This is a genomic window from Amycolatopsis decaplanina DSM 44594 (assembly GCF_000342005.1).
GTDB lineage: Bacteria > Actinomycetota > Actinomycetes > Mycobacteriales > Pseudonocardiaceae > Amycolatopsis > Amycolatopsis decaplanina.
The window spans coordinates 104,402-128,441 of record NZ_AOHO01000074.1 but is presented as its reverse complement, the minus strand read 5'-3'; the positions used below and the strand labels follow the sequence as shown (position 1 = coordinate 128,441).

At 68.9% G+C, this 24,040-nt stretch carries 19 protein-coding genes and 1 pseudogene; 6 read left to right on the top strand and 14 right to left on the bottom strand.

Features of this window, described 5'->3' with window-relative positions:
* Positions 1-250: 250 nt before the first annotated feature.
* The 3 genes and pseudogenes from H074_RS30820 to gltB all read right to left on the bottom strand — a co-directional run bounded on the left by H074_RS30820 (position 251) and on the right by gltB (position 7,958).
* Positions 251-1,653, bottom strand: a pseudogene (locus H074_RS30820) (Dyp-type peroxidase).
* Positions 1,654-1,972: 319 nt separating this feature from the next.
* A complete protein-coding gene (locus tag H074_RS30815) occupies positions 1,973-3,424 on the bottom strand; it encodes a glutamate synthase subunit beta (RefSeq protein ID WP_007033997.1) in 1,452 nt (483 codons plus the stop codon).
* Complete coding sequence (gene gltB / locus H074_RS30810) at positions 3,417-7,958, bottom strand: glutamate synthase large subunit (RefSeq protein ID WP_007033996.1); 4,542 nt, start codon at positions 7,956-7,958, stop codon at positions 3,417-3,419. Before gltB ends, H074_RS30815 begins: the two co-directional genes overlap by 8 nt.
* A 550-nt stretch (positions 7,959-8,508) precedes the next feature.
* Between gltB and H074_RS30805 the strand changes: the two genes are divergently transcribed.
* A complete protein-coding gene (locus H074_RS30805) occupies positions 8,509-9,144 on the top strand; it encodes a YigZ family protein (RefSeq protein WP_007033995.1) in 636 nt (211 codons plus the stop codon).
* Here the strand turns inward: H074_RS30805 and H074_RS30800 are convergent, their stop codons facing one another.
* From H074_RS30800 to H074_RS30785, 4 genes are all read right to left on the bottom strand, one after another.
* A complete protein-coding gene (locus H074_RS30800) occupies positions 9,145-9,720 on the bottom strand; it encodes a GNAT family N-acetyltransferase (RefSeq protein WP_007033994.1) in 576 nt (191 codons plus the stop codon).
* 41 nt (positions 9,721-9,761) lie between these two features.
* The gene (locus tag H074_RS30795; RefSeq protein ID WP_007033993.1) at positions 9,762-10,031 is read right to left on the bottom strand and encodes a hypothetical protein; all 270 of its coding nucleotides are present in this window, start codon (positions 10,029-10,031) and stop codon (positions 9,762-9,764) included.
* Positions 10,032-10,344: 313 nt separating this feature from the next.
* Positions 10,345-10,986, bottom strand: a complete 642-nt coding sequence (locus H074_RS30790) for a response regulator (protein ID WP_007033992.1) — start codon at positions 10,984-10,986, stop codon at positions 10,345-10,347.
* Positions 10,956-12,134 (bottom strand): GAF domain-containing sensor histidine kinase, encoded by a 1,179-nt coding sequence (locus H074_RS30785; protein WP_039923808.1) that lies wholly within the window; start codon positions 12,132-12,134, stop codon positions 10,956-10,958. The genes H074_RS30790 and H074_RS30785 overlap by 31 nt, the downstream gene beginning before the upstream one ends.
* A 94-nt stretch (positions 12,135-12,228) precedes the next feature.
* Here H074_RS30785 and H074_RS30780 point away from each other — a divergent pair, with 94 nt between their 5' ends.
* Complete coding sequence (locus H074_RS30780) at positions 12,229-15,000, top strand: FAD-binding and (Fe-S)-binding domain-containing protein (protein ID WP_007033990.1); 2,772 nt, start codon at positions 12,229-12,231, stop codon at positions 14,998-15,000.
* Between the two features lie 25 nt (positions 15,001-15,025).
* Here H074_RS30780 and H074_RS30775 read toward each other — a convergent pair whose 3' ends face one another.
* Together H074_RS30775 and H074_RS30770 are read right to left on the bottom strand one after the other, a co-directional pair.
* On the bottom strand, positions 15,026-15,958 hold the full coding sequence (locus tag H074_RS30775) for a phosphotransferase family protein (protein ID WP_007033989.1): 933 nt from the start codon (positions 15,956-15,958) through the stop codon (positions 15,026-15,028).
* 41 nt (positions 15,959-15,999) lie between these two features.
* Entirely contained in the window at positions 16,000-16,566 is a 567-nt protein-coding gene (locus H074_RS30770; RefSeq protein WP_007033988.1) for a TetR/AcrR family transcriptional regulator, read from the bottom strand.
* Between the two features lie 114 nt (positions 16,567-16,680).
* Here H074_RS30770 and H074_RS30765 point away from each other — a divergent pair, with 114 nt between their 5' ends.
* The 3 genes from H074_RS30765 (at position 16,681) to H074_RS30755 (ending at position 19,379) form a co-directional block, all read left to right on the top strand.
* Positions 16,681-17,871, top strand: a complete 1,191-nt coding sequence (locus tag H074_RS30765; RefSeq protein WP_007033987.1) for a cytochrome P450 — start codon at positions 16,681-16,683, stop codon at positions 17,869-17,871.
* A gap of 2 nt (positions 17,872-17,873) precedes the next feature.
* Positions 17,874-18,089 (top strand): ferredoxin, encoded by a 216-nt coding sequence (locus H074_RS30760; protein WP_007033986.1) that lies wholly within the window; start codon positions 17,874-17,876, stop codon positions 18,087-18,089.
* Positions 18,090-18,158: 69 nt separating this feature from the next.
* On the top strand, positions 18,159-19,379 hold the full coding sequence (locus H074_RS30755; RefSeq protein ID WP_007033985.1) for a GNAT family N-acetyltransferase: 1,221 nt from the start codon (positions 18,159-18,161) through the stop codon (positions 19,377-19,379).
* 31 nt (positions 19,380-19,410) lie between these two features.
* Here H074_RS30755 and mtnA read toward each other — a convergent pair whose 3' ends face one another.
* A complete protein-coding gene (mtnA, locus tag H074_RS30750) occupies positions 19,411-20,376 on the bottom strand; it encodes an S-methyl-5-thioribose-1-phosphate isomerase (RefSeq protein ID WP_007033984.1) in 966 nt (321 codons plus the stop codon).
* A 60-nt stretch (positions 20,377-20,436) separates the two neighbouring features.
* Between mtnA and H074_RS30745 the strand changes: the two genes are divergently transcribed.
* Positions 20,437-20,835, top strand: coding sequence for a RidA family protein (locus tag H074_RS30745; protein WP_007033983.1), 399 nt, complete (start codon positions 20,437-20,439; stop codon positions 20,833-20,835).
* A 237-nt stretch (positions 20,836-21,072) separates the two neighbouring features.
* Here the strand turns inward: H074_RS30745 and H074_RS30740 are convergent, their stop codons facing one another.
* The 4 genes from H074_RS30740 to H074_RS30725 all read right to left on the bottom strand — a co-directional run bounded on the left by H074_RS30740 (position 21,073) and on the right by H074_RS30725 (position 24,038).
* Positions 21,073-21,537 (bottom strand): YfbM family protein, encoded by a 465-nt coding sequence (locus H074_RS30740; RefSeq protein WP_007033982.1) that lies wholly within the window; start codon positions 21,535-21,537, stop codon positions 21,073-21,075.
* Between the two features lie 3 nt (positions 21,538-21,540).
* Positions 21,541-22,335: a PIG-L family deacetylase gene (locus H074_RS30735; protein WP_039923712.1), complete on the bottom strand. Its 795-nt coding sequence runs from the start codon at positions 22,333-22,335 to the stop codon at positions 21,541-21,543.
* 111 nt (positions 22,336-22,446) lie between these two features.
* Positions 22,447-23,157 carry a dienelactone hydrolase family protein gene (locus H074_RS30730; protein WP_007033980.1) on the bottom strand — a complete coding sequence of 237 codons (711 nt, stop codon included), beginning with the start codon at positions 23,155-23,157 and terminating at the stop codon, positions 22,447-22,449.
* Entirely contained in the window at positions 23,154-24,038 is an 885-nt protein-coding gene (locus H074_RS30725; protein WP_007033979.1) for an arginase family protein, read from the bottom strand. The genes H074_RS30730 and H074_RS30725 overlap by 4 nt, the downstream gene beginning before the upstream one ends.
* Positions 24,039-24,040: the final 2 nt, after the last annotated feature.

Here is a 24,040-nt window from a genome sequence, read left to right as displayed (position 1 = left end):
AAGCGCGATGTCGCTTACCGCACCGGACAAAGTACTACGCGTCGCGATACGGGCGGAAAGAAGCGGCGGGTTTGGGACGCCGGGGAGAAAGGACGAAGAGAACGGGCGCCGGCCACCCCCAGTGTGACCGGCGCCCGTCCGTGGCCGGTACGCCCAGGACCGGCCCGTTTCGCAGGCTATCTCCACCGGCTCCGGACTGATATCCGCTTTACGCCCATTCAGGTGACGTTTAGCGGATAACGCCACTCGATCAGCCCTTGCCGCCGAGTCCGCGCAGGAAGGCGAGTGACGGCATGAAGAAGTAGTCGCCGCCCTTCAGTGTCACCGCCTGCGGGATCGGATCCGCGGTCACGGTCCGCGTGCCCGCCCATTCCGTGGGGTAGACCGATTCCGGGCGCGGGCCCTGACCGATGACCGGGTCGAGACCCGGAGGCTTGGCCCCGTCGGGCGGGATCGGGAACCCCGGGTTGTTCGCCCAGATCGCCTGGGTGAACTCGAACTGGTTGCCCAGCACCGAATTGAACGCCATGAACAGCAGTCCGACGCCGCCGCTGGGCCGGGCCGACGGCGGCAGGTCGGCGTTCGGATCGTCGGCTCGTTCGCCGTAGGGCACGCCCCGCCGCGCCATCAGGTGCAGGCGTTCCCGCGGGGGTTCTTCCGCGCCGCCGCTGCCCCGCGGGTTCGTCTTCCGGATGTGGGCCTGGAAGGGGCATTTGGCGCCGGCGGCGTCACTTCCGTAGTCGAAGTTGTTCGGTACCGGACTTTCCGCGCCCTCTTCCCGTTGCGCGGTCAGCGGTGTGCCGTCTTCGAAGCGGCCGACGATCATCGCTCCCGCACGTTCCCGGTCTTCGCCGACGAGACCCAGTTGATCCGCCAGAGTCTCCTCCGACTGTTTGAATCGCCGCACATTCTGTTCCAATTTACGGAAAACGAAGTAGCTGCCGAAATGCACTTCGGGATCAGGAGCAGCGTGATCCGGGACGAGCACCTGGTTCAGCGGAGCGGTCGGATCCCAGACACTGATCCCGTCCGTTTCCGTCTTTTCCGTGTGGATGTCCTCGACCAGGAAAAGCGGCTGACTCCGGCCGTCGACGTAGCCGAAATGCTCGATCCCCTCGCCGTTGGCGTTCACCCGGCCGAATCGGCGACGACGGAAACGGCCGGCGGAATCAGCGCGAGAACCGCGTTCCGGCGTGCGGTCATCGGAGCGTCCGCGCCGTCACCGATGATGACGACGGCGTGGATCTCGTCGTGGTATCCACTGTCGAACGTGGACCGAGGCGGGTCGTTCAGCTTCTCGCGGGTCTCTTGCGAGCGCATACCCAGCCGGAAGGATTCGTCTTGCGGCACATCGATTTTCAGGAACCGGTAGCCGGCCGAGGTCAGTCCGGTGCCGACGTAGGGTGACCCCTTCACCCCTTCGGTCTTGAAGCGCTCGACCTCCTCCAGGTGCGTCTTCGCCGACTTCATCAGCGGGACGAGCGACGCGAGGAACTTCATCGCGCTCGTGGCCTCCGAGAAGCGGAGGAACAGTGCGGAAAAGTGGTCGCGAGCGTGGGCTTTGAGGATGTTCGGCTGTAGTTCTTCGAGCATCTTCGCGGCGTCGCCGGTCGCGGTCTTCCATTCCAAGGGCATGGTCAGATCGACGGACATGTCAAGGAACCCCCTCCTTGGGAACCCCGTCCGGCGGCCCGGCAGGTCTTGCCGGTCCCCGCCGCCGCACAGGTCTTACTCCTTGATACAACCGATACCGAAAGCTCGCTGCCATCACCCGCAAGTACACTCTTTCGGCGGTTCTTTCACCCTAAAGAACCAATGCTGCGATTACGCCACGCAATTCGTCACCTGCTTGCGGTGGTCGCATCGCAACCGACGACCACCGCGACCGCGACCCCCGTCGAGTACATGAAGGCCCCTTCCTTGCGCCAGGCGCAAGGAAGGAGGCCTTCATGTGCTGAAAGCGACGAGAGGGCTAGGTGAGGGGCCGGTCGGTCGGGGCGATCGGGGCGGGCAGGACGTCCCGTCCGGTCAGGAACGCGTCCACCCCGGCCGCGGCGGAGCGGCCTTCGGCGATCGCCCACACGATGAGCGACTGGCCGCGGCCCATGTCGCCCGCCACGAACACGTTGTCGACGCTGGTCTTGAAGGACTTGTCGCGGGCGACGTTGCCGCGCTGGTCCAGCTCGACGTCGAGCGCCTCCAGCAGGCCTTCGCGTTCCGGGCCGACGAAGCCCATCGCGAGCAGCACCAGCTGGGCGGGCAGTTCGCGTTCGGTGCCGGGCACCGGGACGAACTTGCCGCCCTCGTTGCGGACCTCGACCAGCTTCAGTGCCCGCACCCGGCCATCGGCGTCAGCGAGGAACTCCTGGGTGTTGACCGAGTACAGCCGCTCGCCACCCTCCTCGTGCGCGGACGAGACGCGGTAGATCATCGGGTACGTCGGCCACGGGTGCGCGTCGGACCGCGACAGCGGCGGCTTCGGCATGATCTCCAGCTGCGTCACCGACTTCGCGCCCTGACGGTGCGAGGTCCCGACACAGTCCGCGCCGGTGTCGCCACCGCCGATGACGACGACGTCGAGGCCCTCGGCGCTGATCGGCGAGACATCGAGTTCGCCGGCGGCGACCCGGTTGGCGTGCGGCAGGAACTCCATCGCCTGGTGAATGCCCCGATGCTCACGGCCGGTGATCGGCAGATCGCGCCACGCGGTCGCGCCGCCGGCGAGGACCACGGCGTCGTAGGACGACTTCAGTTCCTCGACGGTGACGTCGACGCCGACGTTCACCGAAGTCCGGAACTCCGTGCCCTCGGCCCGCATCTGGTCGAGGCGCCGGTCGAGCCGGTGCTTCTCCATCTTGAACTCGGGGATGCCGTAGCGCAGCAGCCCGCCGATCTTGTCGGCCCGCTCGAAGACCACGACACTGTGGCCCGCGCGCGTGAGCTGCTGCGCCGCGGCGAGTCCCGACGGGCCGGACCCGACCACCGCCACCTTCTTGCCGGTCTCGACGACCGGCATCTGCGGCGTGACCCAGCCTTCTTCGAAGGCCCGGTCGATGATCGAGATCTCGACCCGCTTGATGGTGACGGGATCGTCGTTGATCCCGAGCACACACGCCGTCTCGCACGGCGCCGGGCAGAGGGTCCCGGTGAACTCCGGGAAATTGTTGGTCGCGTGCAGCCGCTCGGCCGCGTCGCGCCAATCGTCACGCCAGGTCAAGGAGTTCCACTCGGGAATGAGGTTCCCGAGCGGGCAGCCCTGGTGACAGAACGGGATACCGCAGTCCATGCAGCGCCCGGCCTGCTTCTGCAGCTTCGACGTCGCGAAGTCCTCGTACACCTCGCGCCAGTCCATCAGGCGCAGGTCGACGGGACGGCTCTTGGGCGTCTCGCGAGTGGTGGTCAGAAAGCCCTTGGGGTCAGCCATGTGCGGCCTCCATGATCGCCTCGTTCACGTCGCGCCCGTCGCGCTCGGCTTCCGCCTGAGCCGCGAGCACTCGCTTGTAGTCCTTCGGCATGACCTTGCCGAACCGGTCGACGGCGGCGTCCCAGTCGGCGAGCAGCGCACGCGCGACCGCGGACTCCGTTTCGTCGTAATGCTTTTCGAGCGCCTCGCGCAGGAAGTCCACATCGGACGAATCCAGCGGGTCGACGTCGACCATGTCCGGGTTGACCCGGTGCACGGGCAGGTCCAGCACATAGGACACGCCGCCCGACATACCGGCCGCGAAGTTGCGGCCCACACCGCCGAGCACGACGACGCGGCCGCCGGTCATGTATTCGCAGCCGTGGTCGCCGACGCCTTCGACGACGGCCAGCGCGCCGGAGTTGCGCACGCAGAACCGCTCGCCGACCTTGCCGCGGATGAAGATCTCGCCGCTGGTCGCGCCGTAGCCGATCACGTTGCCCGCGATGATGTGCTCTTCGGCGTTGTACCGCGCCACCTTCGGCGGCCGGACGATGAGCCGCCCGCCGGACAGGCCCTTGCCGACGTAGTCGTTGCCGTCGCCGTAGAGCCGCAGCGTGATGCCCTTGGGCACGAAGGCGCCGAACGACTGACCGGCGGTGCCGGTGAAGGTCACGTCGATCGTGTTGTCCGGCAGGCCTTCGCCACCCCACCGCTTGGTGAGCTCGTGGCCGAGCATGGTGCCGACGGTCCGGTTCACGTTGCGGACCGGCAGCTCCAGCCGCACCTTGTCACCGGACGACAGCGCGCCCTCGGCCAGCTGGATCAGCGTGTTGTCGAGCGCCTTCTCCAGCCCGTGATCCTGCACGGTCTGCTGGTGACGCAGGCCGGCGGGAGCGCTGTCGGGCACGTGGAAGATCGGCGTCAGGTCGAGACCGGCGGCCTTCCAGTGGTCGATCGCCTTGCGCTTGTCGAGCATCTCCGCGTGGCCGACGGCCTCGGCGATGGACCGGAAACCCAGCTCCGCCAGGTACTCCCGGACCTCCTGCGCGATGAACTCGAAGAAGTTCACCACGTACTCGGCCTTGCCGCTGAACTTCTCGCGCAGCTTGGGGTTCTGCGTCGCGACGCCGACCGGGCAGGTGTCGAGGTGGCACACCCGCATCATGATGCAGCCGGACACCACCAGCGGCGCGGTCGCGAAACCGAACTCCTCGGCACCGAGCAGCGCGGCGATGACGACGTCGCGGCCGGTCTTGAGCTGACCGTCGGTCTGCACGACGATCCGGTCACGCAGCCGGTTGGCCAGCAACGTCTGCTGCGTCTCGGCGAGCCCGAGTTCCCACGGGCCGCCCGCGTGCTTGATCGACGACAGCGGGGAAGCGCCCGTGCCGCCGTCGTGCCCGGAGATGAGCACGACGTCCGCGTGCGCCTTGGAGACACCGGCCGCGACCGTGCCGACGCCGACCTCGGACACGAGCTTCACGTGGATGCGCGCGGCCGGGTTGGCGTTCTTGAGGTCGTGGATCAGCTGCGCCAGATCCTCGATCGAGTAGATGTCGTGGTGCGGCGGCGGGGAGATGAGCCCGACCCCCGGCGTGGAGTGCCGCGTCTTCGCGATCCACGGGTACACCTTCGCGCCGGGCAGCTGGCCACCCTCGCCGGGCTTCGCGCCCTGCGCCATCTTGATCTGGATGTCGTCGGCGTTGACCAGGTACTCGCTCGTGACACCGAACCGGCCGCTGGCGACCTGCTTGACCGCGCTGCGGCGCTCGGGATCGTAGAGCCGTTCCGGATCCTCGCCGCCCTCACCGGTGTTCGATTTGCCGCCGAGGCGGTTCATCGCGATGGCCAGGGTTTCGTGCATCTCCGCCGAAATCGACCCGTAGGAGATCGCGCCGGTGGCGAACCGCTTGACGATCTCGGAGACCGGCTCGACCTCCTCGATCGGCACCGCGGGCCGCCGGCCGATCTTGAAGTCGAACAGCCCGCGCAGCGTGTACAGCTTCTGCGCCTGGTCGTCGACCGACTTCGTGTACTCCTTGAAGACCTCGTACTTGCCGGCCCGGGTGGAGTGCTGGAGCTTGAACACCGTCTGCGGGTTGAACAGATGCGGCTCGCCCTCGCGGCGCCACTGGTAGTCCGCGCCGGTCTCCAGTTCGCGGTGGTTCGCGCGGAACCCGTCGCGCGGGAACGCCCGGCGGTGCCGTTCGGCGACCTCCAGCGCGAGCGTGTCGAAGCCGACGCCGCCGAGCCGGGAAGTGGTGCCGGTGAAACAGTTCTGGATGACCTCGTCGCCGAGCCCGACCGCTTCGAAGATCTGCGCGCCGGTGTAGGAGGCCACTGTGGACACTCCCATCTTCGACATCGTCTTGCGGACGCCCTTGCCCAGCGCCTTGATCAGGTTCGCGGTCGCCTGCTTGGCGGTGACGCCGGGGATCAGGCCCTGGTCGGCCATCTCCTCGACGGTCGCCATCGCCAGGTACGGGTTCACCGCCGCGACGCCGTAGCCGATCAGCAACGCGATGTGGTGCACCTCGCGCGCGTCGCCTGCCTCGACGATGAGACCGACCTGCGTGCGGGTCTTCTCGCGCACCAGGTGGTGGTGCACCGCGCCGGTGAGCAGGAGCGACGGGATGGCCGCGTGGTCTTCGTCGATCCCGCGGTCGGAGAGCACGATCAGCCGCGCGCCGTCGGCGATGGCCGCGGACACCTCGGCGCGGATCTCGTCGAGCCGCCGCACGAGCGCCTCGCCGCCGCCGTGGACGTCGTAGGTGCCGTGCACGGTGACCGCCTGGAACTCCGGCAGGTCGCCGTCGTCGTTGACGTGCACCAGCTTCGCGAACTCGTCGTTGTCCAGCACCGGGAACGGCAGCACGATCCGGCGGCACGACTTGGCGTCGGCGCTCAGCAGGTTCGGCTCGGCGCCCAGCTGGGTGCCCAGCGAGGTGACCAGTTCCTCGCGGATCGCGTCCAGCGGCGGGTTGGTCACCTGGGCGAAGAGCTGGATGAAGTAGTCGAAGATCAGCCGCGGACGGCTGGACAGCGACGCGATGGGGGAGTCGTTGCCCATCGAGCCGATCGGTTCCGCGCCGGTGCGGGCCATCGGTTCGAGCAGGACGTCGAGTTCCTCTTCGGTGTAGCCGAAGGCCTGCTGGCGGCGCACGAGCGCGGCGTGCGGCGGGATCTCGCGCTCACGTTCGGGAAGTCCTTCGAGCGGGAGCAGGCCGTCCTCGACCCATTCGTCGTACGGGTGCTCGGTGGCGAGCCGGTCCTTGATCTCCTCGTCCTCGACGATCCGGCCGGCCTCGGTGTCCACGAGGAACATGCGGCCGGGCTCCAACCGTCCTTTCCGGACGATCGTGGACTGCTCCAGCTCCAGCACGCCGACCTCGCTGGCGAGGACGACGAGGCCGTCTTCGGTGACCCAGTACCGGGCCGGGCGCAGGCCGTTGCGGTCGAGCACCGCGCCGATCTGGGTGCCGTCGGTGAAGGAGACCAGCGCGGGGCCGTCCCACGGTTCCATCAGCGTCGAGTGGAACTCGTAGAACGCGCGGCGCGCGGGGTCCATCTCCTGATGGTTCTCCCAGGCCTCCGGGATCATCATCAGCACCGCGTGCGGCAGCGGCCGTCCGCCGAGGTGGAGCAGCTCCAGCACCTCGTCGAAGGATGCCGAGTCGCTCGCGCCCCGGGTGATGATCGGGTAGATCCGCTTGAGATCGCCGGGGATCAGGTCGGATTCGAGCAGCGCCTCGCGCGCGTCCATCCAGTTCCGGTTGCCGCGCAGGGTGTTGATCTCGCCGTTGTGGGCGACGTACCGGTACGGGTGCGCCAGCGGCCACGACGGGAAGGTGTTGGTGGAGAAGCGGGAGTGCACCAGGCCGATGGCGCTGGTGACGCGCTCGTCGGTGAGGTCGGCGAAGAACTTCTCGACCTGCGGCTCGGTGAGCATTCCTTTGTAGACGATGGTCCGCGAGGACAGGCTCGGGAAGTAGACGTCGTCCTCGGCGAGCTCGTGCTCGGCGCGTTTGCGCACCACGAAGGCGGTGCGTTCCAGGGCGAGGCCGGACAGGTTCTCCTGCCGCCCGGCCAGGAACAGCTGGCTGAAATGCGGCATGGTCTCGGCCGCGCCGGTGCCGACGTGTTCGGTGTGGACCGGAAGGTCACGCCAGCCGAGCACGCGCATGCCCTCTTCGGCGGCGACGCGCTCGATGGTCGTCATCGCCCGGCCACGAGCGTTTTCGTCCTGCGGAAGGAAAGCCGTGCCGACGGCGTAGGCGCCGGGCTCGGGAAGGTCGAAGTCGACGACCTCGCGATAGAACTCGTCGGGAACCTGGATGAGGATGCCGGCGCCGTCGCCGGTCTCCGGGTCGGCGCCGCGGGCTCCGCGATGTTCGAGGTTCCGCAGCGCGATCAGTGCTTTGGCGACGATGCCGTGATCGCGTTTACCGGAGAGGTCGGCGACGAAGGCGACACCGCAGGCGTCGTGTTCGAACTCCGGGTCGTACAGGCCTTCGGGGGCCTTGCTGCCCTTGTAGCTGGCATGGTGGGTCACGGCTGGCCGCCTCCCAAGGCGTCGGCGCGACCGGTACCACTCCGTTCGGGTGGTTCGGAGGTGAACCGGTTAACGAAGTGGTCCTGGACCGCGATGGTCAGTCGAGAGGGAACGATCCCGCCCGCGGAAACGGGGGCAGGCCTCGTAGAGCCGCACTGCACTGGGCGGCCGATGCGCATATCGGTACTGCTGTCACGTGGGTGCCGCCTGGCCGCTGTGGTGGGTGGCTGACGGGTACACGTGTTACTCCCGGGTTCGCCGGTCTTATGACGATAGTGTGAAATCGCTGTTATCGACATACGTCGCTTGGTCGGGGTGGGAAATGCCACGCGGGCGTTGACTTCAAACATCATCTGCCCACTGGCTGGAATGACGTGTCCACTGAGTGGAGCATCAGCGCGCTGAACTGCACAAACGCTAGCGCGCATCGTCCGATGGTGTGACCTGGGTCGCGCAGTCGAGTGCGTTTCGCCGATGTCGCGGTGACCTGAGGTGACCGTCGAATCGCCCGAACGGCAGAGTCACTTGCCCGGTTTGAGAGGCTTGGCCGATGGCGGATCGTTATCTCACCGTGGCGGGCACCGGGGTCCACGAGATCGAAATCCGGCGGTCGCGCTTCCTCTGCGTGCTCGCCCCGGTGGCCTCGGAAGAGGCCGCCCGTGAGGTGATCGCCGCCCGGAAGAAGGCCGATCCGGCGGCCCGGCACCACTGTCACGCGTTCGTGCTGGGCGCCGACGGACGCACCCAGCGGTCTAGTGACGACGGCGAGCCCGCGGGCACGGCGGGCATCCCGATGCTGGAGGTGCTCCGCCGCCGGGAGCTGACCGACACCGTCGCGGTGGTGACCCGGTACTTCGGCGGGGTCCTGCTCGGGGCCGGCGGCCTGATCCGCGCGTACGGGCAAGCCGTTTCGGAGGCCGTCGACGTCATCGGGGTGCGGGAGTACCGGCGGCTACGGCTGGTGGAGGTCGTCGTCGACTACGACCGGGCCGGACGGCTGGAGAACGACATCCGCTCGTCGCCGTACCTGCTGCACGCGACGCGGTTCGAGGACGTCGCGCACTTCGACGTCGGACTCGCGCCGGACCAGGGGGACGCGTTCCACTCCTGGCTGGCGGATCTGACCGGCGGGGCAGCCCTCACCACCGAAACCGGCGAAACCTGGCTCCCCACCTCCCGCAATTAGTCACCTACTTGCGGGGGAGGGGCGGGCTAGCCACTCTGTCAGGGTGATGGCGTACTCGACCTCGCCCTCCTCCGTGCCGGGGATCGGGTTGTCGAAGTGCTCGTGATAGGTCCGGACGTGGCGCATCCCGATCTTCTCCATGACCCGCCGGGACCCCCGGTTCACCGCCATGGTCGCCGCCCAGATCCGCCGGGCCCCGAATTCGGTGAACCCCTTCTCCAGGAGCGCGAGCGAACCTTCGGTCGCATAACCGTTGCCCCATGACGACCGGTTCAGCCGATAACCCAGTTCGGGATCGTCCGTGTGATGCCCGCGCAGCGGGCGGAAATGGAACCACCCCAGGAAATCCCCGCTCGTTTTCTCGATCGCCGCCCAGAACCCGTAACCGGGGAAACGCTCGTAGTAACCGAGAAAAGCGGGAAGGTCGTGGTTTTCGATCTCCGCCCTGTCGGCGGGCTCGCCCCCATTGAGGTACCGCATGACTTCGGGATCGTCGTAGAGCGCGAACAGGTGGTCGACGTCGGCGTCGGTGAACTGCCGCAGCAGGAGCCGCTCGGTCTCCAGAAAGACACGCATCGGCGAAGCGTGGCGCCGAGGGGACGCCCTGGCAACCCGTTTTACGCGGCCACTTCGGCGGTGGCGAGGCCGCCCAGCGCCACCACTCCGGCCTCGGTGAGCAGGGCGGGAACGCGTTCGCCCCACCGGCCGCCCCTGGCGGGCGCGACCAGGCCGAGGTGGGCGAGGCGATGCGCGGTGTGCTGGTCGCAGCAGGCGAGGCCGTCGACGAACAGGTCCGGCTCGCAGCTGCAGCTGATCTCGGCGTGGCCCTCGGCCACGGCTCTCAGGGTGGCCCGCTCACGATGATTCAGGTCCGTCCGGACGTCCATGGCGCGCCTCCTTTCTGTTCCGCTCTGAACAGTGAAACCCATACCCCCGACAGTTTCCGTCTTCCACGATGCGAAGTCCCGGATTTCGGGCGTACTGAAGGGTGGTGTGTCGGGTATTTCAGGGTGGACCTAGGGGTTGTCACCGGGTATTCGGCGCGGAAGCGGTTCCGGCTCGGTCTTGCGCAGCCGCCGGAAAATGATCGAACTCCGAAGCCGATGATCTTCTTGCGCTTCGCCAAACGATCCACGAGGAACACGTTGCGATAGTTCGACGTCCGACTACCGCAAGTAGGTGACCAATTGCGGGGCAGGGTCAGAGGAGACCGGCTTCGGAGGCCTTCCCGATGGCTTCGACGCGGTTCCGCGCGCCGAGTTTGTGTAAAGCGGACTGCAGGTAGGTCTTCACCGTGTTCCGCGCCAGCCCGGTCGATGCCGCGATCTCCGGATTCGTCTGCCCCTGCGCGGCCAGCCGCAGGACCTCGTACTCACGCCGCGTCAAGCCGCTGCGGGCCAGCGCGTCGGACCGACGGCCGTCGTCGGGGAAGATACGCGGGTCGACGACGCGTTCACCCTTGATCACCTGTCGCAACGCCGCCACCAGATCCGTCCCGGCGACGTCCTTGAGCAGGCAGCCGTGTGCCCCGGAGTCCAGCGCGGCCCGCACGCCCTGATGGTCGCCGTGCGCGGTGAACACCACTATTCGCCCGGCCGGGTGCACCCGCCGGAGTTCGGCGATGACCTCGGGCGCGAGCATGTCCGGCAGCCGCAGGTCCAGCAGGATCAGCGCCGGCTTCAGCTCACCCGCCCGCCGGATCGCGGACCGGCCGGTCTCGGCCGAGCCGACCACGGTCATCGCCGGGTCGTAGCGCAGCAGCAGGCTCACCCCGTCGCGGACCACCGGATGGTCGTCCACGACGAGAACCGTCACCGGCGACGGCACGGTTCCGGCACCCATGCGCGCAGCGTGCATCCGTCTTCTTCGTCGCGGACCAGGCTGACCCGGCCGCCGAGCCGCGCGGCGCGTTCGGCCAGCGCACGCAGTCCCATCCCGGTCCCGGGCTCGGGCTCCTCGGCGTCTTCGGTGCGATGACCGGTCCCGTCGTCGGCGACGGCCACCTGCACGCCGTCTTCGCTGGGCAGCAGGCTGACCACGACGGACAGCGCGTCGGCGTGTTTCTCCACGTTGAGCAGGCCCTCCCGGACGGCCGCCACCAGCAGGCCGGTGCGTTCGGCGTCGAGCCGAGGCACCGGGGCGAGCTGGACGAACCGCGCCGGGACGCCGCAGCGGGTCTGGAACGAGCGGCAATGCTCGGCCAGTTCCACCGGCAGCGCGCGTTCCGGGCTCGACTCCGACAACGCCAGCAGCGACTCGCGCAACGCCCTGGACGCGGCCGACACGTCGCCCTCCAGTCGCCGCAGCCGCGATTCGAGCGCCGGGTTGTCGCTGATGTCCTCGTGCAGGTTCCGGACCTGGACGCCGATGGAGAACAGCAGCGCGCCGACCGAATCGTGCAGCGCGCTCTGCATCCGGAGCCGTTCGGCGGACAGCGCGGTCTCACGGTCGGACTCGGCGACCGACGCCAGTTTCAGCGCCCTGCCGGCTTCGGTGGCGATGTCTTCGAGGGACTGGACCGCGTCGTCGCCGAAGTCGCGGCGCTCGCGCATGGCGGCGTAAGCGATGGCGACGGTCTCGGTCCCGCTGACTATCGGGACGGCGATCATCGCGGCGAGGCCCTCGCCGCGCACCTGCGCGTCGAACTGGTGGGTGATGCTCGGCGAGCTGACGTAGTCGTTGACCCGCACTGGCCTGCCCAGCGCGAGCACCCGCCCGCCGATGCCCTGGCCGATCGGCACGGCGAGGTCCTGCAGCGCGTCGGTGCGCGTGCCCGACATCCAGCGGATCACCGCCTGTTCGGGCCCGGTCAGCTCGGCGACGAAGCCGGAATGCGTGCCGATCGACTCGCGGATCAGCCGCGCGGTGCCGTTGAGCGCCGCGACCCGGTCGAGGGTGGCGAGCAGCTCTTCGCGCTCGCGAAGAAGCCCGCCGAGCACCGCGCTGTGCTCGGCGGCGAGGTCTTCAGCGGCGTGCCGTCTCGCCGTCACGCGCTCACGATCGCACACCGGACGTGGTTTCCGACACACCCGCCCGGAGAGGTTCGCCGATGCGTTCTCGCCCGCGGTTGTCTTGAATGGACCCGTGGAGATCCTCGACGACGCCGCGACACTGGCGCTGTACACGACCGATGCCTCCAACTACCGGCACGTGCCGAAGGGTGTGGTGCTGCCGCGGAGCGTCGACGAGGTGATCGCGGCCGTCGCCGCCTGCCGTGAGGCCGGGCTCCCGGTGATCGCCCGCGGCGGCGGCACCAGCGTCGCCGGTAACTCGTGCGGGCCGGGCGTCGTGATCGACACCTCGCGGCACCTCGGCGGCGTCCTCGACCTCGACCCGGCGGCGCGCACGGCGAGGGTCGCCCCAGGAACCGTCCTCGACGACCTCCAGCGGCTCGCCGCGCCGCACGGGCTCCGGTTCGGCCCCGACCCGTCGACGCATTCACGGTGCACGATCGGCGGGATGATCGGCAACAACGCCTGCGGATCGCATTCGGTCGCTTGGGGCCGCACGGTCGACGTCGTCCGCGAGCTGGACGTGCTGCTCTACGACGGCACCCGGCTGACCGTCGGGCCGACCTCGCCGTCCGAAGTGGACGCGCGGGCGGCCGAACCGGGCACCGAAGGCCGGGTCTTCTCGGAGTTACGCGCCCTCGTCCACGACAACCTGGCGTTGCTGCGCACCGAACTGTCCTCCTTCAGCAGGCGGGTGTCCGGGTACGGGCTGGAACACCTGTTGCCGGAGAACGGTTTCGACGTCGCCAAGGCACTGGTCGGCAGCGAAGGCACCTGCGTCACCGTGCTGGCGGCGACGGTCTCCCTCGCCGAGGTGCCGGAGCGCAAGGTGCTCGCGGTGCTCGGATTCGAGTCCGACATCGCCGCGGCCGACGCCGTCCCGCGGATCCTGCCGTGGTCGCCGCTGACCGTCGAGGGCGTCGACGCGGACCTGGTCGCCTTGCTGGAGCCGGGCCGCGCCGACGGGCTTCCGCCGGGCGGTGCCTGGTTGTTCGTCGAAATGGCCGACCCGGACCAGGCGCGCGGGCTGATCGCCGGACTCCGCGGCATGCTCACCGGATCCGCGCTGCTCGACGACGCGGCGGCGCAGAAGCGGCTGTGGCGGATCCGGGAGGAGGGTGCCGGTCTCGCGACCCGGCTGGCCGGGGGTGAGGAAGCCTGGCCCGGCTGGGAGGACGCGGCCGTCCCGCCCGCGCGATTAGGTGCCTACTTGCGGGAGTTCAAGGAGCTGATGCGCGCGCACGGGCGCAAGAGCGTCGTCTACGGCCATTACGGCGAGGGCTGCCTGCACCTGCGGCTGGACTTCGATCTGCTGTCGCCGCAAGGGGTCGCCGGGTTCCGGTCGTTCCTCGAAGAGGCGGCGGACCTGGTCGCCGCGCACGGTGGTTCGCTGTCCGGGGAACACGGCGACGGCCAGGCCCGCTCGGAACTGCTGTCCCGGATGTACAGCCCCGAAATGCTTACGCTTTTCGCGCGGTTCAAGAGAATCTTCGATCCGGCGGGCATGATGAACCCCGGCATCCTGGTGAATCCCAGGCCGGTCGACGCCGATCTCCGCGTGCGCCGCGCGCCGCTGGACCTCGAAGACGTCACGGCTCTCGCGTATCCGGAGGATCGGGGCAGTTTCGGGCAGGCGATGCGGCGCTGCGTGGGCGTCGGGAAATGCCGCGACACCACCGGACCGGGCGTTATGTGCCCGAGTTACCGCGCCACGCGCGAGGAGAAGCACTCGACGCGGGGTCGCGCGCATCTGCTCGCCGAAATGGTGAACGGTGAACTGATCACCGACGGCTGGCGCTCGGAGGAGGTCGCCGAGGCGCTGGACCTCTGCCTGTCGTGCAAAGGTTGCCTGTCCGATTGCCCGGTCGATGTCGACATGGCGACCTACAAGGCGGAATTCCTGCACCAGCACCACAAGGGGCGGCTGCGCCCGGCGTCGCACTATTCGATGGGCTGGCTTCCGGTGTGGCTGCGCGCGGCCTCGCTGGCGCCCCGGCTGGCGAACACGATGTCGCGCCGGTTCTCCGGTCTGCTGAAGAAGTTCGGCGGGATCGCGCCGGAGCGGGACCTGCCGACGTTCGCCAGGGCGCCGTTCACGCGACGCCGCGGCGATCTCAAGCGCTGGGCGACCGGCTCCCGGCCTGTGGTGCTGTGGCCCGACTCCTTCAACAACTACCTCACCCCGGACGTCCTCGACGCCGCGACCGAGGTGCTCACCGCGGCGGGCTACGACGTAGTCCTGCCCGATCGCGGCGTCTGCTGCGGTCTCACCTGGGTGTCCACCGGGCAGCTCGACGTGGCGAAGAAGGTGTTGCGCCGCACGCTTTCCGTGCTCGAACCGTATCTGCGGTCGGGCTACCTGGTGGCCGGGCTGGAGCCGAGTTGCACGGCTCTGTTCCGCGGCGATCTTCCGGCGCTCCTGCCTGGCGACCCGACGGCGGAACTGCTCGCGGAACGGACCAGGACCTTCGCCGAACTCGTCCAGGACTCACCGCTCGAATTCCGGTCACTGAACGTCGAAACACTCAGCCAGGTGCACTGTCACCAGCATGCCGTGCTCGGTTTCGGTGCCGACGAGGCCGCGATGCGCGCCGCGGGTATCCACAATTCCACAATGGATTCCGGATGCTGTGGATTGGCCGGCAACTTCGGTTTCGAGCGCGGGCACTACGACGTTTCCGTCGCCTGCGCCGAAGACCGCATGCTGCCCGCGATCCGTGCCGCGGCCGAGGGCACCGAAGTGGTCGCGGACGGGTTCAGCTGCCGGACACAGATCGAGCAACTCGACGGGCGGCGGGCCCTGCACCTGGCCGAACTGCTGCGGCGCGCGTTGCCTCCCTCGTGAGTGGTAAGGACGGTTAGAACCGTCCTTACCACTCACGAGGTGGCTCACCACCAAGCGCGGCTGAGGCTCTCCAGCGTCGGTTCCTCCGGCGCCGGAAGAACCCGGAAGTACCAAGTGAAGTCGCTGTAGACGTGCAAAGCGCGTACGACAGGCAGCGCAGGGAGAACTCCTCGTCCGGCTTGGCTCCGTATCCGGCGAGCAGCCGTCGCAGGAAGTCCTTGTCCCCGCCGGAAACGAACAGGCCGACGGCGACGAAGTCGTATTCGGCCGCGCCTCGCATCGCCGGTTCGAAGTCGAAGAGCCCGGTCAGCCGCGGGCGTTCGCCGTCGTGGGTGACCATGAGGTGGTCGCGCATGAACTCGGTGTGCAGCGGGACGATCGGCGGACTGCCCAGCTCCACGGAGTCGAGGAACGCCGGGATCCGCGCGATCCAGCTCTCGCCGAGGCCGGTTCGCCGGTGGTGCTCGACGACGTTCGCGCGCTGCTCGGCGACGAACGCGGCCCAGTCCGGCGGATCCAGGGCGTCGAGCCGCGGGTCGTGCAGCGAATGCAGGGCGGCCAGTGCCTCGCCGAGTTCGGGAGCGAGCCGATGTTTGTCCTCTGTGGACAGCCTCGGCCAGGCATCCTTCAGTGTTTCGCCACGTAGGCGCTCCATGAGCACGTAGCCCCAGCCGTCCCGCTCGCCGACGCCGTGCACGGCTGGGGTCGGGATCGGCAGTCTGCCGTGCAGGATCTCGAGCATCGTCCGCTCGGTGGGGAGTTCGTCGAGATGCACCGGCGGGAACAGCTTGAGCACCAGATCGTCGCCGACGGCGTAGACCGGCAGCGAGCCCTCGGTGAACGGGACGACTTCGCCGAGTCCGAGCGACCCGGTCAGCGATGTCACCGCCGGAAGCAGGTCTTGCCTGGTCAGCGCTTCGAACTCGGCTTCGGTGCCGGCGGGCGGGAACGAGATCACGGCACCGACCGTAGAACAGCGCGCCGTGGACGGCGACGCAATTACCCGCTGCGCTCCAGCAGGGTCCGCGCGGCGCCGAGCACCAGACGGCAGACGTCCTCGGGATCGGCGCTGGCCAGCGGTTCCTTGCCGGTGATCTCGCGGACCAGGCCGATCCCGAGCAGCCAGGCGAGGACGAGGTCGGCACGCAGTTCCGCGTCGTCGGCGTCGGTCAGCGTGGCGAGCACCTTCGCGTACTCCTCGCCGAGCTGCCGCCGGACCGCGGCCGCGGCGCTGTCGTGTCCCGTCGAGCGCAGGTAGGCGTCGAGGGTGCGGTCGCGGGCGGTGTCGGACTCCAGCATGCTGCGCAACGCCGTCCCGAGCAGTTCGCCCGGTGGTGTGGTGGCGATCTGCTCGCGTCCGCCGCGCGCGAGGACCTCCTCGAAGAGCGCGTCCTTCGAGCCGAAGTAGCGGAACAGCAGTGCTTGGTTGACCCCGGCGAGTTTCGCGATGTCGCGCACGGTCGTCCGGTCGAAGCCGCGCTCGGCGAACAGCGCCGCCGCCGCGTCGAGCAGTGCCGCCCTGGTCGCGGCCGCGTCACGCTTGCGGACCTGCGGTTCTTCCGTCATCGGGCAAAGGCTAGCCGGACGTCGCAGGGTAGGCGCATTGACGCTCACCGTGATCGTGGTTAGCGTTGTAAGCAGTTGCTTACAAACTGCCGAGCCGGGGGGTTTCCGGACAAAATGACCACCACTGACACTGAATTCGTCGCCTATCCGTTCAACGAAGACGCTGGACTCGAACTCAACGAGGCGTATGCGACCGCCCGCGCCACCAAGGGCATGCTCCGCGTCCGTCTTCCGCACGGGGAGCCGGCGTGGCTCGCCACCCGCTACGCCGACGCGCGCTTCGTGCTGGGCGACCGGCGGTTCTCCCGCGCGATGGCCGCGGACAAGGACGAGCCGCGGATGGCGCCGGGCAGGCGGCCCGGCGGGATCCTGAGCATGGACCCGCCGGACCACACCCGGCTGCGCACGCTGGTCGCGAAGGCGTTCACCATGCGCCGTGTCGAACTGCTGCGCCCGCGCGTCGCCGAGCTGGCGGCGGGCCTGATCGAGGACATGAAGGCCAAGGGACAGCCCGCCGACCTGGTCGAGGACTACGCGCTGCCGATCCCGGTCGCGGTGATCTGCGAACTGCTCGGCGTCCCCGTCGAGGACCGGCCGAAGTTCCGCGTGTGGAGCGACGCCGCGCTGTCGACCAGCCCGCTGACCACCGAAGAGATGATGGCGAACCAGGACGAGCTGCGGGCGTACATGCACGTGCTCGTCGAGCAGCACCGCGCCGAACCCCAGGACGACCTGATGACCGCGCTGATCGAAGCGCGCGACGTCCGCGACAGGCTGAGCGAGCTGGAACTGGTCGACATGTGCATCGGCATCCTGATCGCCGGGCACGAGACCACCGCCAGCCAGATCCCCAACTTCGTCTACGCCCTCCTCGAGCAGCCGGAACAGCTCGCCCGCCTCCGCGCGGACCTGGACCTGATCCCGGCCGCGGTCGAGGAACTGCTGCGGTTCATCCCGTTGGGTGCCGGAGCCGGGTTCGCCCGCTACGCCACCGAAGACATCCAGGTGGGTGACGTGCTCGTGAAGGAGGGCGAGCCGGTGATGGTCGCCATCGGTGCCGCCAACCGGGACGCGCTCCAGTTCACCTCGGCGGAGACCCTCGAATTCGGCAGGGAGGCCAATCCCCACCTCGGTTTCGGGCACGGCGTGCACCACTGCCTCGGCGCCCCGCTGGCCAGGCTGGAACTGCAGGAGGCCTTGCGGGCCCTGCTGCGGGATCTCCCCGGACTGCACCTCGGCGGCGATATCGTGTGGAAGACCCAGATGCTGGTGCGGGGGCCCCGCTCCATGCCGATCGGATGGTGAGCATGAGCTGGAAAGTCGAGGTCGATGGCGACACGTGCATCGGCTCGGGGATGTGCGCGGCGCTGATGCCGGAGGTCTTCGAACTCGAAGGCGCCACGGCGACGGTGGTCAACGGGGAGGTGGATCCGGACGAGACGGTGCTGGACGCGGCGGACTCCTGCCCCGCGATGGCCATCGAAGTGACGGAAAAGGGTGAGGTGATCGGACCGCGGCCCTGAGGCCTGCCCGTCTGTGCTTGCTTCGAAAAAGGCGTGGCGATCGTCGGTGGAGAGGCGTAGGACGACAGGGTGAGCGATGACGGCTTGACCCTCCGCACCCTGACCACCGACGACCTGCCCGCGTTCTCCGCGATGCTCGCGCGCGCGTTCCTCACCGATGACACGGAAGGCATGCAGTACCGCGAAGGGCTGGTGTTCGAGCCCGAGCGTTCACACGGCGTCTTCGACGGGGACCAGCTCATCGGAACGGGTGAACTGCTCACCCGCCGAATCACGGTGCCCGGGGCCGGGCAAACCCCGCTCGCCGCGGTGACCTCGGTCGGGGTGGCGCCGGGCCACCGCAGGCGCGGCGCCCTCACCCGCGTCATGCGGGCGCAGTTGCACGGCCTGCACGAGGACGGCGGCGAGCCGATCGCCGCGCTGTGGGCGTCCGAATCGGTCATCTATCCCCGGTTCGGCTACGGCCTCGCGGCGCAGTTCTACCGCGCGAAGGTACACACGAAGTCCGCCTTCCGGCCCGGCGTCGAACTCGAAACCGAGCGGGTGCGGGAAGTCGCCCGTGACGAGGCGATACCGCTGCTCAAGGCGATCTACGAGAAAGAGGCGCCACTGCGGGTCGGCGCGCTCGACCGGCCCGAGACGGCGTGGGACTTCAACCTCGACGACCGCGAGGTCCGGCACAAGGGCTCTTCGGGCATGAAGTTCGCCGTCCTGTCGGACGGTTACGCGATCTACCGGGTGAAGAGCGACTGGGACGAGGAGGGGCCGCGCGGGACGCTGAGCCTGCAGGAACTCGTCGCGACCACGCCCCGGGCGTACGCGACCTTGTACCGCTTCCTGCTCGACTACGACCTGGTCGGCACCATCGAGCTGAACGCGGCGCTCGACGAGCCGCTCATCCACCTCCTCGCAGACCCCCGCAAGATGTCCCGATCCGCCGGTGACTCCTTGTGGCTCCGGCTCGTCGACGTCGATCGCGGCCTGGTCACCCGCCGCTACAACGCACCGGCCGACCTGGTTTTCGGCGTGCGAGACGCCTTCTGCCCGTGGAACACCGGGAACTGGCGGCTCGCCACCGACGCCGACGGCAACGCCGAGGTGACGCGAGTGGAAGACGCGCCGGATCTCGAACTGGACATCACCGACCTCGGCGCGATCTTCCTCGGCGGCACCAGGCCGAGCACGCTGGCCGCGGCGGGCCGGATCAAGGAGCGGACCGCCGGCGCGGTCTCGCGGGCGACGGCGGCGTTCGCCACCGACCGCGAACCGTCCTGCCTCGAATCCTTCTAGCGCGGCATCACCTGGCGGGTGATCGTGCTGCTTACGGGCGCAGCACGCCTCGCTCGGTGACGACCGCGGTGACCAGCTCGAACGGAGTCACGTCGAAGGCCGGGTTGAGCACCTCCGCGCCTTCGGGCGCCACCTTCGTGCCGCCGAAGCTCAGGACCTCGCCGGGATCGCGTTCCTCGATCACGATCCCGGCACCGTCCGGCATCGCGATGTCCACAGTGGACGATGGGGCTACGACCACGAACGGGACTCCGTGATGCTTCGCCGCGATCGCCAGGCCATAGGTGCCGATCTTGTTGGCGACGTCGCCGTTGGCGGCGATCCGGTCGGCGCCGACGAGCACGCAGTCGACGAGGCCACGGCTCATCGCGGCGGCGGCCGCGCCGTCGGGCTGGATCCGATACGGGACACCGGCTTCGGCCAGTTCCCAAGCGGTCAGGCGGGCGCCCTGCAGCAGCGGCCGGGTCTCGTCGACCAGCACGGACTCGACCAGCCCGCGGGCCTGCAGATGCCATACGACGCCGAGCGCGCTGCCCCAGGCGACCGTCGCGAGGTGGCCCGCGTTGCAGTGGCTGAGCAGCCGCAACGGCCGCCGTCCGCAGTGTTCGAGCACCACTTCGGTCGCCAGCCGGGAGGCTTCGTGGTTGATCCGCTCATCCTCGTCGAGGATCGCCAGCGCCTCGGCGAGGACGGCTTCCGGCCCCTCCGGGAGCTTCGCGAGGGCGCGGGAGACGCCCCAGCTTAGGTTGATCGCCGTCGGCCGGGCCTGGGCGACGCGGTGCGCCTCGGCCTCGACGTCACCTTTCGCGCGAGTCGCGAGCACGACGCCGAGCGCCCCGGCCGCGCCGAGCGCCGGTGCCCCGCGCACCGCGAGCCGCTGGATGGCACCGACGAGTTCGCCGACCGTGCGCAGTTCGAGCACGCGGTACTCGGCGGGAAGGACGGTCTGGTCGATGATCGTGACCGCGGCACCGGTCCAGTCGATCGTCCTGCGCATGGTGTGGTTCCCCCGGAATCCAGTTGGCCGGCCTCGGCCGGTTCGGTGAGGATGCGGTTCGTGACCATTGAACGCCACCATCCGCCCGGTTTGCACCCCACGCCCACCTACCACCACGTGACCATCGTCGAAGGACGGCGGGACATCCACCTCGCCGGCCAGTGCCCGCTCGCCGAAGACGGCAAGGTCGTCGAGGGTGACGTGCTCGCCCAGGTCGACCAGGTCGTCGCGAACACCGCCGCCGCGCTCGCCTTCGCCAAGGCGACCCCGGCCGATGTGGTGCGCACAGTGATCTACGTGGTGACGCCGGACGCCGACGTGCTTTCGGCCGTGTGGGACCGGTTCGTCGAGTCGGAGATCGGGGAGGCCTTCACCACCGCGAGCACCCTGCTCGGCGTCGCGCAGCTCGGCTACCCCGGGCAGCTCGTCGAACTCGACGTCACCGCCGCCACGGCCTGATCTGCCGGCCGAGACTGTGAAGTCCGTGAAGGCCTCCTTGAGGGACTTCGGGTTCGGGCTCGGCAGGTAGCGAAGGGCCCCTTCCTTACCCTCAGGGTAGGGAAGGAGGCCTTCACGGACCGCCGCCCGCCCACGCCCTTGCACCCGGTTCTGTCGCTCGGCCGAAGTACATGAAGGCTCCCTTCCTTGCGATAGGCGCAAGGAAGGGAGCCTTCATGTACTTGGGGCCCGCCGTCGTCAGGTGATGATCGTGACGACCGGCTCCCCGGCCTTCGCGGCCCCGGCGAAGAAGGTCGCCAAGCTGTCGTAGTTGCCCCGTACGTAATCCAGCGCGTCGGGCTCGTCCCAGATCGGCGGGTAGATCCCCTCGGCCTCGAGCTCCGAGAGCTCGACGCCTTGCGAGAGCCGATCGAACCCGGTCCGTGACAACTCCGCCGAGATCGTCCGCACCTCGTCCGCGGTGAAATGCCGCGGCGGCCCGTCACTGTCGGCTTCCCCCAGCAGTGTTCCGCCCAGCACGAAGTCGATCTCGAACCCGGCTCGCTGGACCAGGAACCACAGCGCGTGCCATGCCTTGTCGATGTCCACCGAGCGCTCGGTGCCGTCTGCTTTCTCCGCGTACTCCCAGTACCGATCGGGATCGTCGATCAGCTCGCGCAGTTCACCGAAGGTGACGCGCAGGTACGCACCGCACATGCCCATCGGTCAGAGCCCCGCCATGATGTCGGTCTCGGTGATGCCCGGCCCCTGACCCGCGCGGATGAACCACTCGACACCGAACGCCTGCGCGAACCCCTCGTCGGGCATCGCGAGGAAGAACGAGTCCTCACTGATCTGACTGGCGTGCGCGCGCATCGCGGCCCTCTTGTAGGGCAGGTACGCGGTGACGTCGACCCTCGCCGTCAGGATCGCTTCCGGCTTGCCGAACTCGGAACCGTCCTCGAAATCGGGAAGGTCCTCGGCCTTCATCTGCCCCGTCCGCACCGCCTCTTCCATGCCGCGGCGCATCTCGTCGCTGTTGCTCGTCGCCTCGTAGACCCGCGGCGTGCCCGCCAGCTCGGCCGCGCGCATCCCGACGCGATGCACCTGGATGTGGTCCGGATGCCCGTAGCCGCCGTTGTCGTCGTAGACGGTCAGGACGTCGGCCTGCTCCTCGCGCAGGATCGCGGCCAGCCGCTGCGCGGCCTCCTCGACGTCGGCCTGCCAGAACGTGCCGGACACGTCGTTGCGCGGCTCGCCCATCATGCCGGAATCGGTGTACCCCAGGAACTCGACCCGCTTGGCCCCCAGTACCTCGGCGGAAGCGTGCGTCTCCTGCACGCGGCGCTGCCACAACTCCTCTCCGTCGTCGAGGAAACCGTCCGGCACCTCGCCGACCTCCCCCCTGGTCGCTACGACGAGCACGACACGGTGACCTTCCTCGAAGGCCTTGCGCATGACGCCACCCGCGACGATGCACTCGTCGTCGGGGTGGGCATGAAAACTCACCAATGTGGCCATGGTGGGGAAACTACCGGGAGGCACCGACATATTCCGTAACGCGGGCAGCCCGGATCATTTACCCGGTCGCGTCTCGTGAGTGGTGAGGACGGTTCTAACCGTCCTCACCACTCACGAGCCCCCATCACCCACTCGCGCCGGGAAAACCCGCCCGAGGAACTCCAACGTCAGCGCCCAAGCCGCCGCGGCGGGCTCGGGCTGGTGGAACATCGGCGCCACGTGGTTGTGGAACGCGTGCCCCGCGCCCTCATGGATGTGGATCTCCGCCCCGTCGTGGGAAGCCACCGCGTCAGCCAGCTTCCGCACGCCCTCGACGGGAATGTACGGATCCGCGCCGCCGAACTGGAACTGGATCGGGCAAGTGATCTTGTCCAGCAACGGAAGTTGCTCCGGAACGCGCGACCCGTAGTACGAAACCGCGACATCCGGGTCGCCTTCGGCGGCGGCCGCGTAGGCTATCGAGCCGCCGAGGCAGAAGCCGAAGACGCCCCCGCGGCCGTCGGTTTCGGGCAGCGCGCGCAGCGTCGCCAGGGTCGCGAGCACGTCGGTGACGGCGCGTGCCGGGTCGAGTCGGCCGGAGACCTCCATCGACGCCGAGACACCGGCCTCGTCGTGCGTGGCCGACCAGCCGGGAGCGATCCGCCAGAACAGTTCGGGCACGGCGACGACGTAGCCGAGCGCGGCGAGATCGGCGGCGACCGACTTGAGGTAGTCGTCGAGACCGAAGATCTCCTGGATCAGCACCAGACCCGGACCGGAGCCGGATTTGGGCAGCCACAGCGGGGCGTCGAACGAGCCGTCGGTGACGGTCACCTGGGTCATCGGGTTCCTTCCAGTGCGCGCACGAGGCAGTCCGCCACCAGGGCGGCCTGCGTGCCGTCGGGATCGAGGTCGGGATCGAAGATCGTCAGCTCCAGCCCGGCCGCGCCGGGGATCGCGACGAGGCCGCGCAACAGTTCCACGAGCTTGTCCGGGCTGAGCCCGCCGGGATCGGGACTGTCCACAGCGGACACGAATTCCGGATCGAGGGTGTCGATGTCGATGTGGATCCAGAAACCGTCCAGTGGCGTGAAAATCTCGCGGGCGGCGGCGAGCGCGCCGCCGGTGCCGGACGCCATGATCTCCTGGCTGGTCACGACGCGCAGCCCGGCGTCCCTTGCCTCGGCGGACTCCTCCGCGCGAACGCCGAGCACGAGGACGTCTTCGTCGCGGACGTAGGGACTCAGACCGTCCACATCGGCCAGTTCCGGTTGGCCACGGCCGGTGACGACGGCGAGGGCCTCACCGCCGACGGAGGCGACGTGATCGGAATTGCCCAGGTGCCGGAAGTCGTCGTGCCCGTCGAAGTAGACGATGCCGAAGCGGCCTTCGCGACGCAGCGTCAGCATCGCGGCGAGCGCGATCGAGCAGTCGCCGCCGAGCACGACCGGAAAGCCGCCGTCCGCGCGGATCTTCGCGAGACGGCCGGCGAGGGCGGCGGTGTAGGTCGCGATCCCGGCGGCGTTGCGGACACCACTGCCGGGCGACCAAGCGGGCAGATACCGCGGCGGGGTGACGACGCCGCCGTCGGTCGCCCCCAAACGGGTGAGCAGGCCGTGGTCACGCAGTGCGCCCGGCGCCTTGTAGCAGCCGGGGACCACACCTTCGGCGGGCGGGCGCAGTCCGAGATTGGACGGTGCGTCGAGCAGTACGAGATTCCCCATGG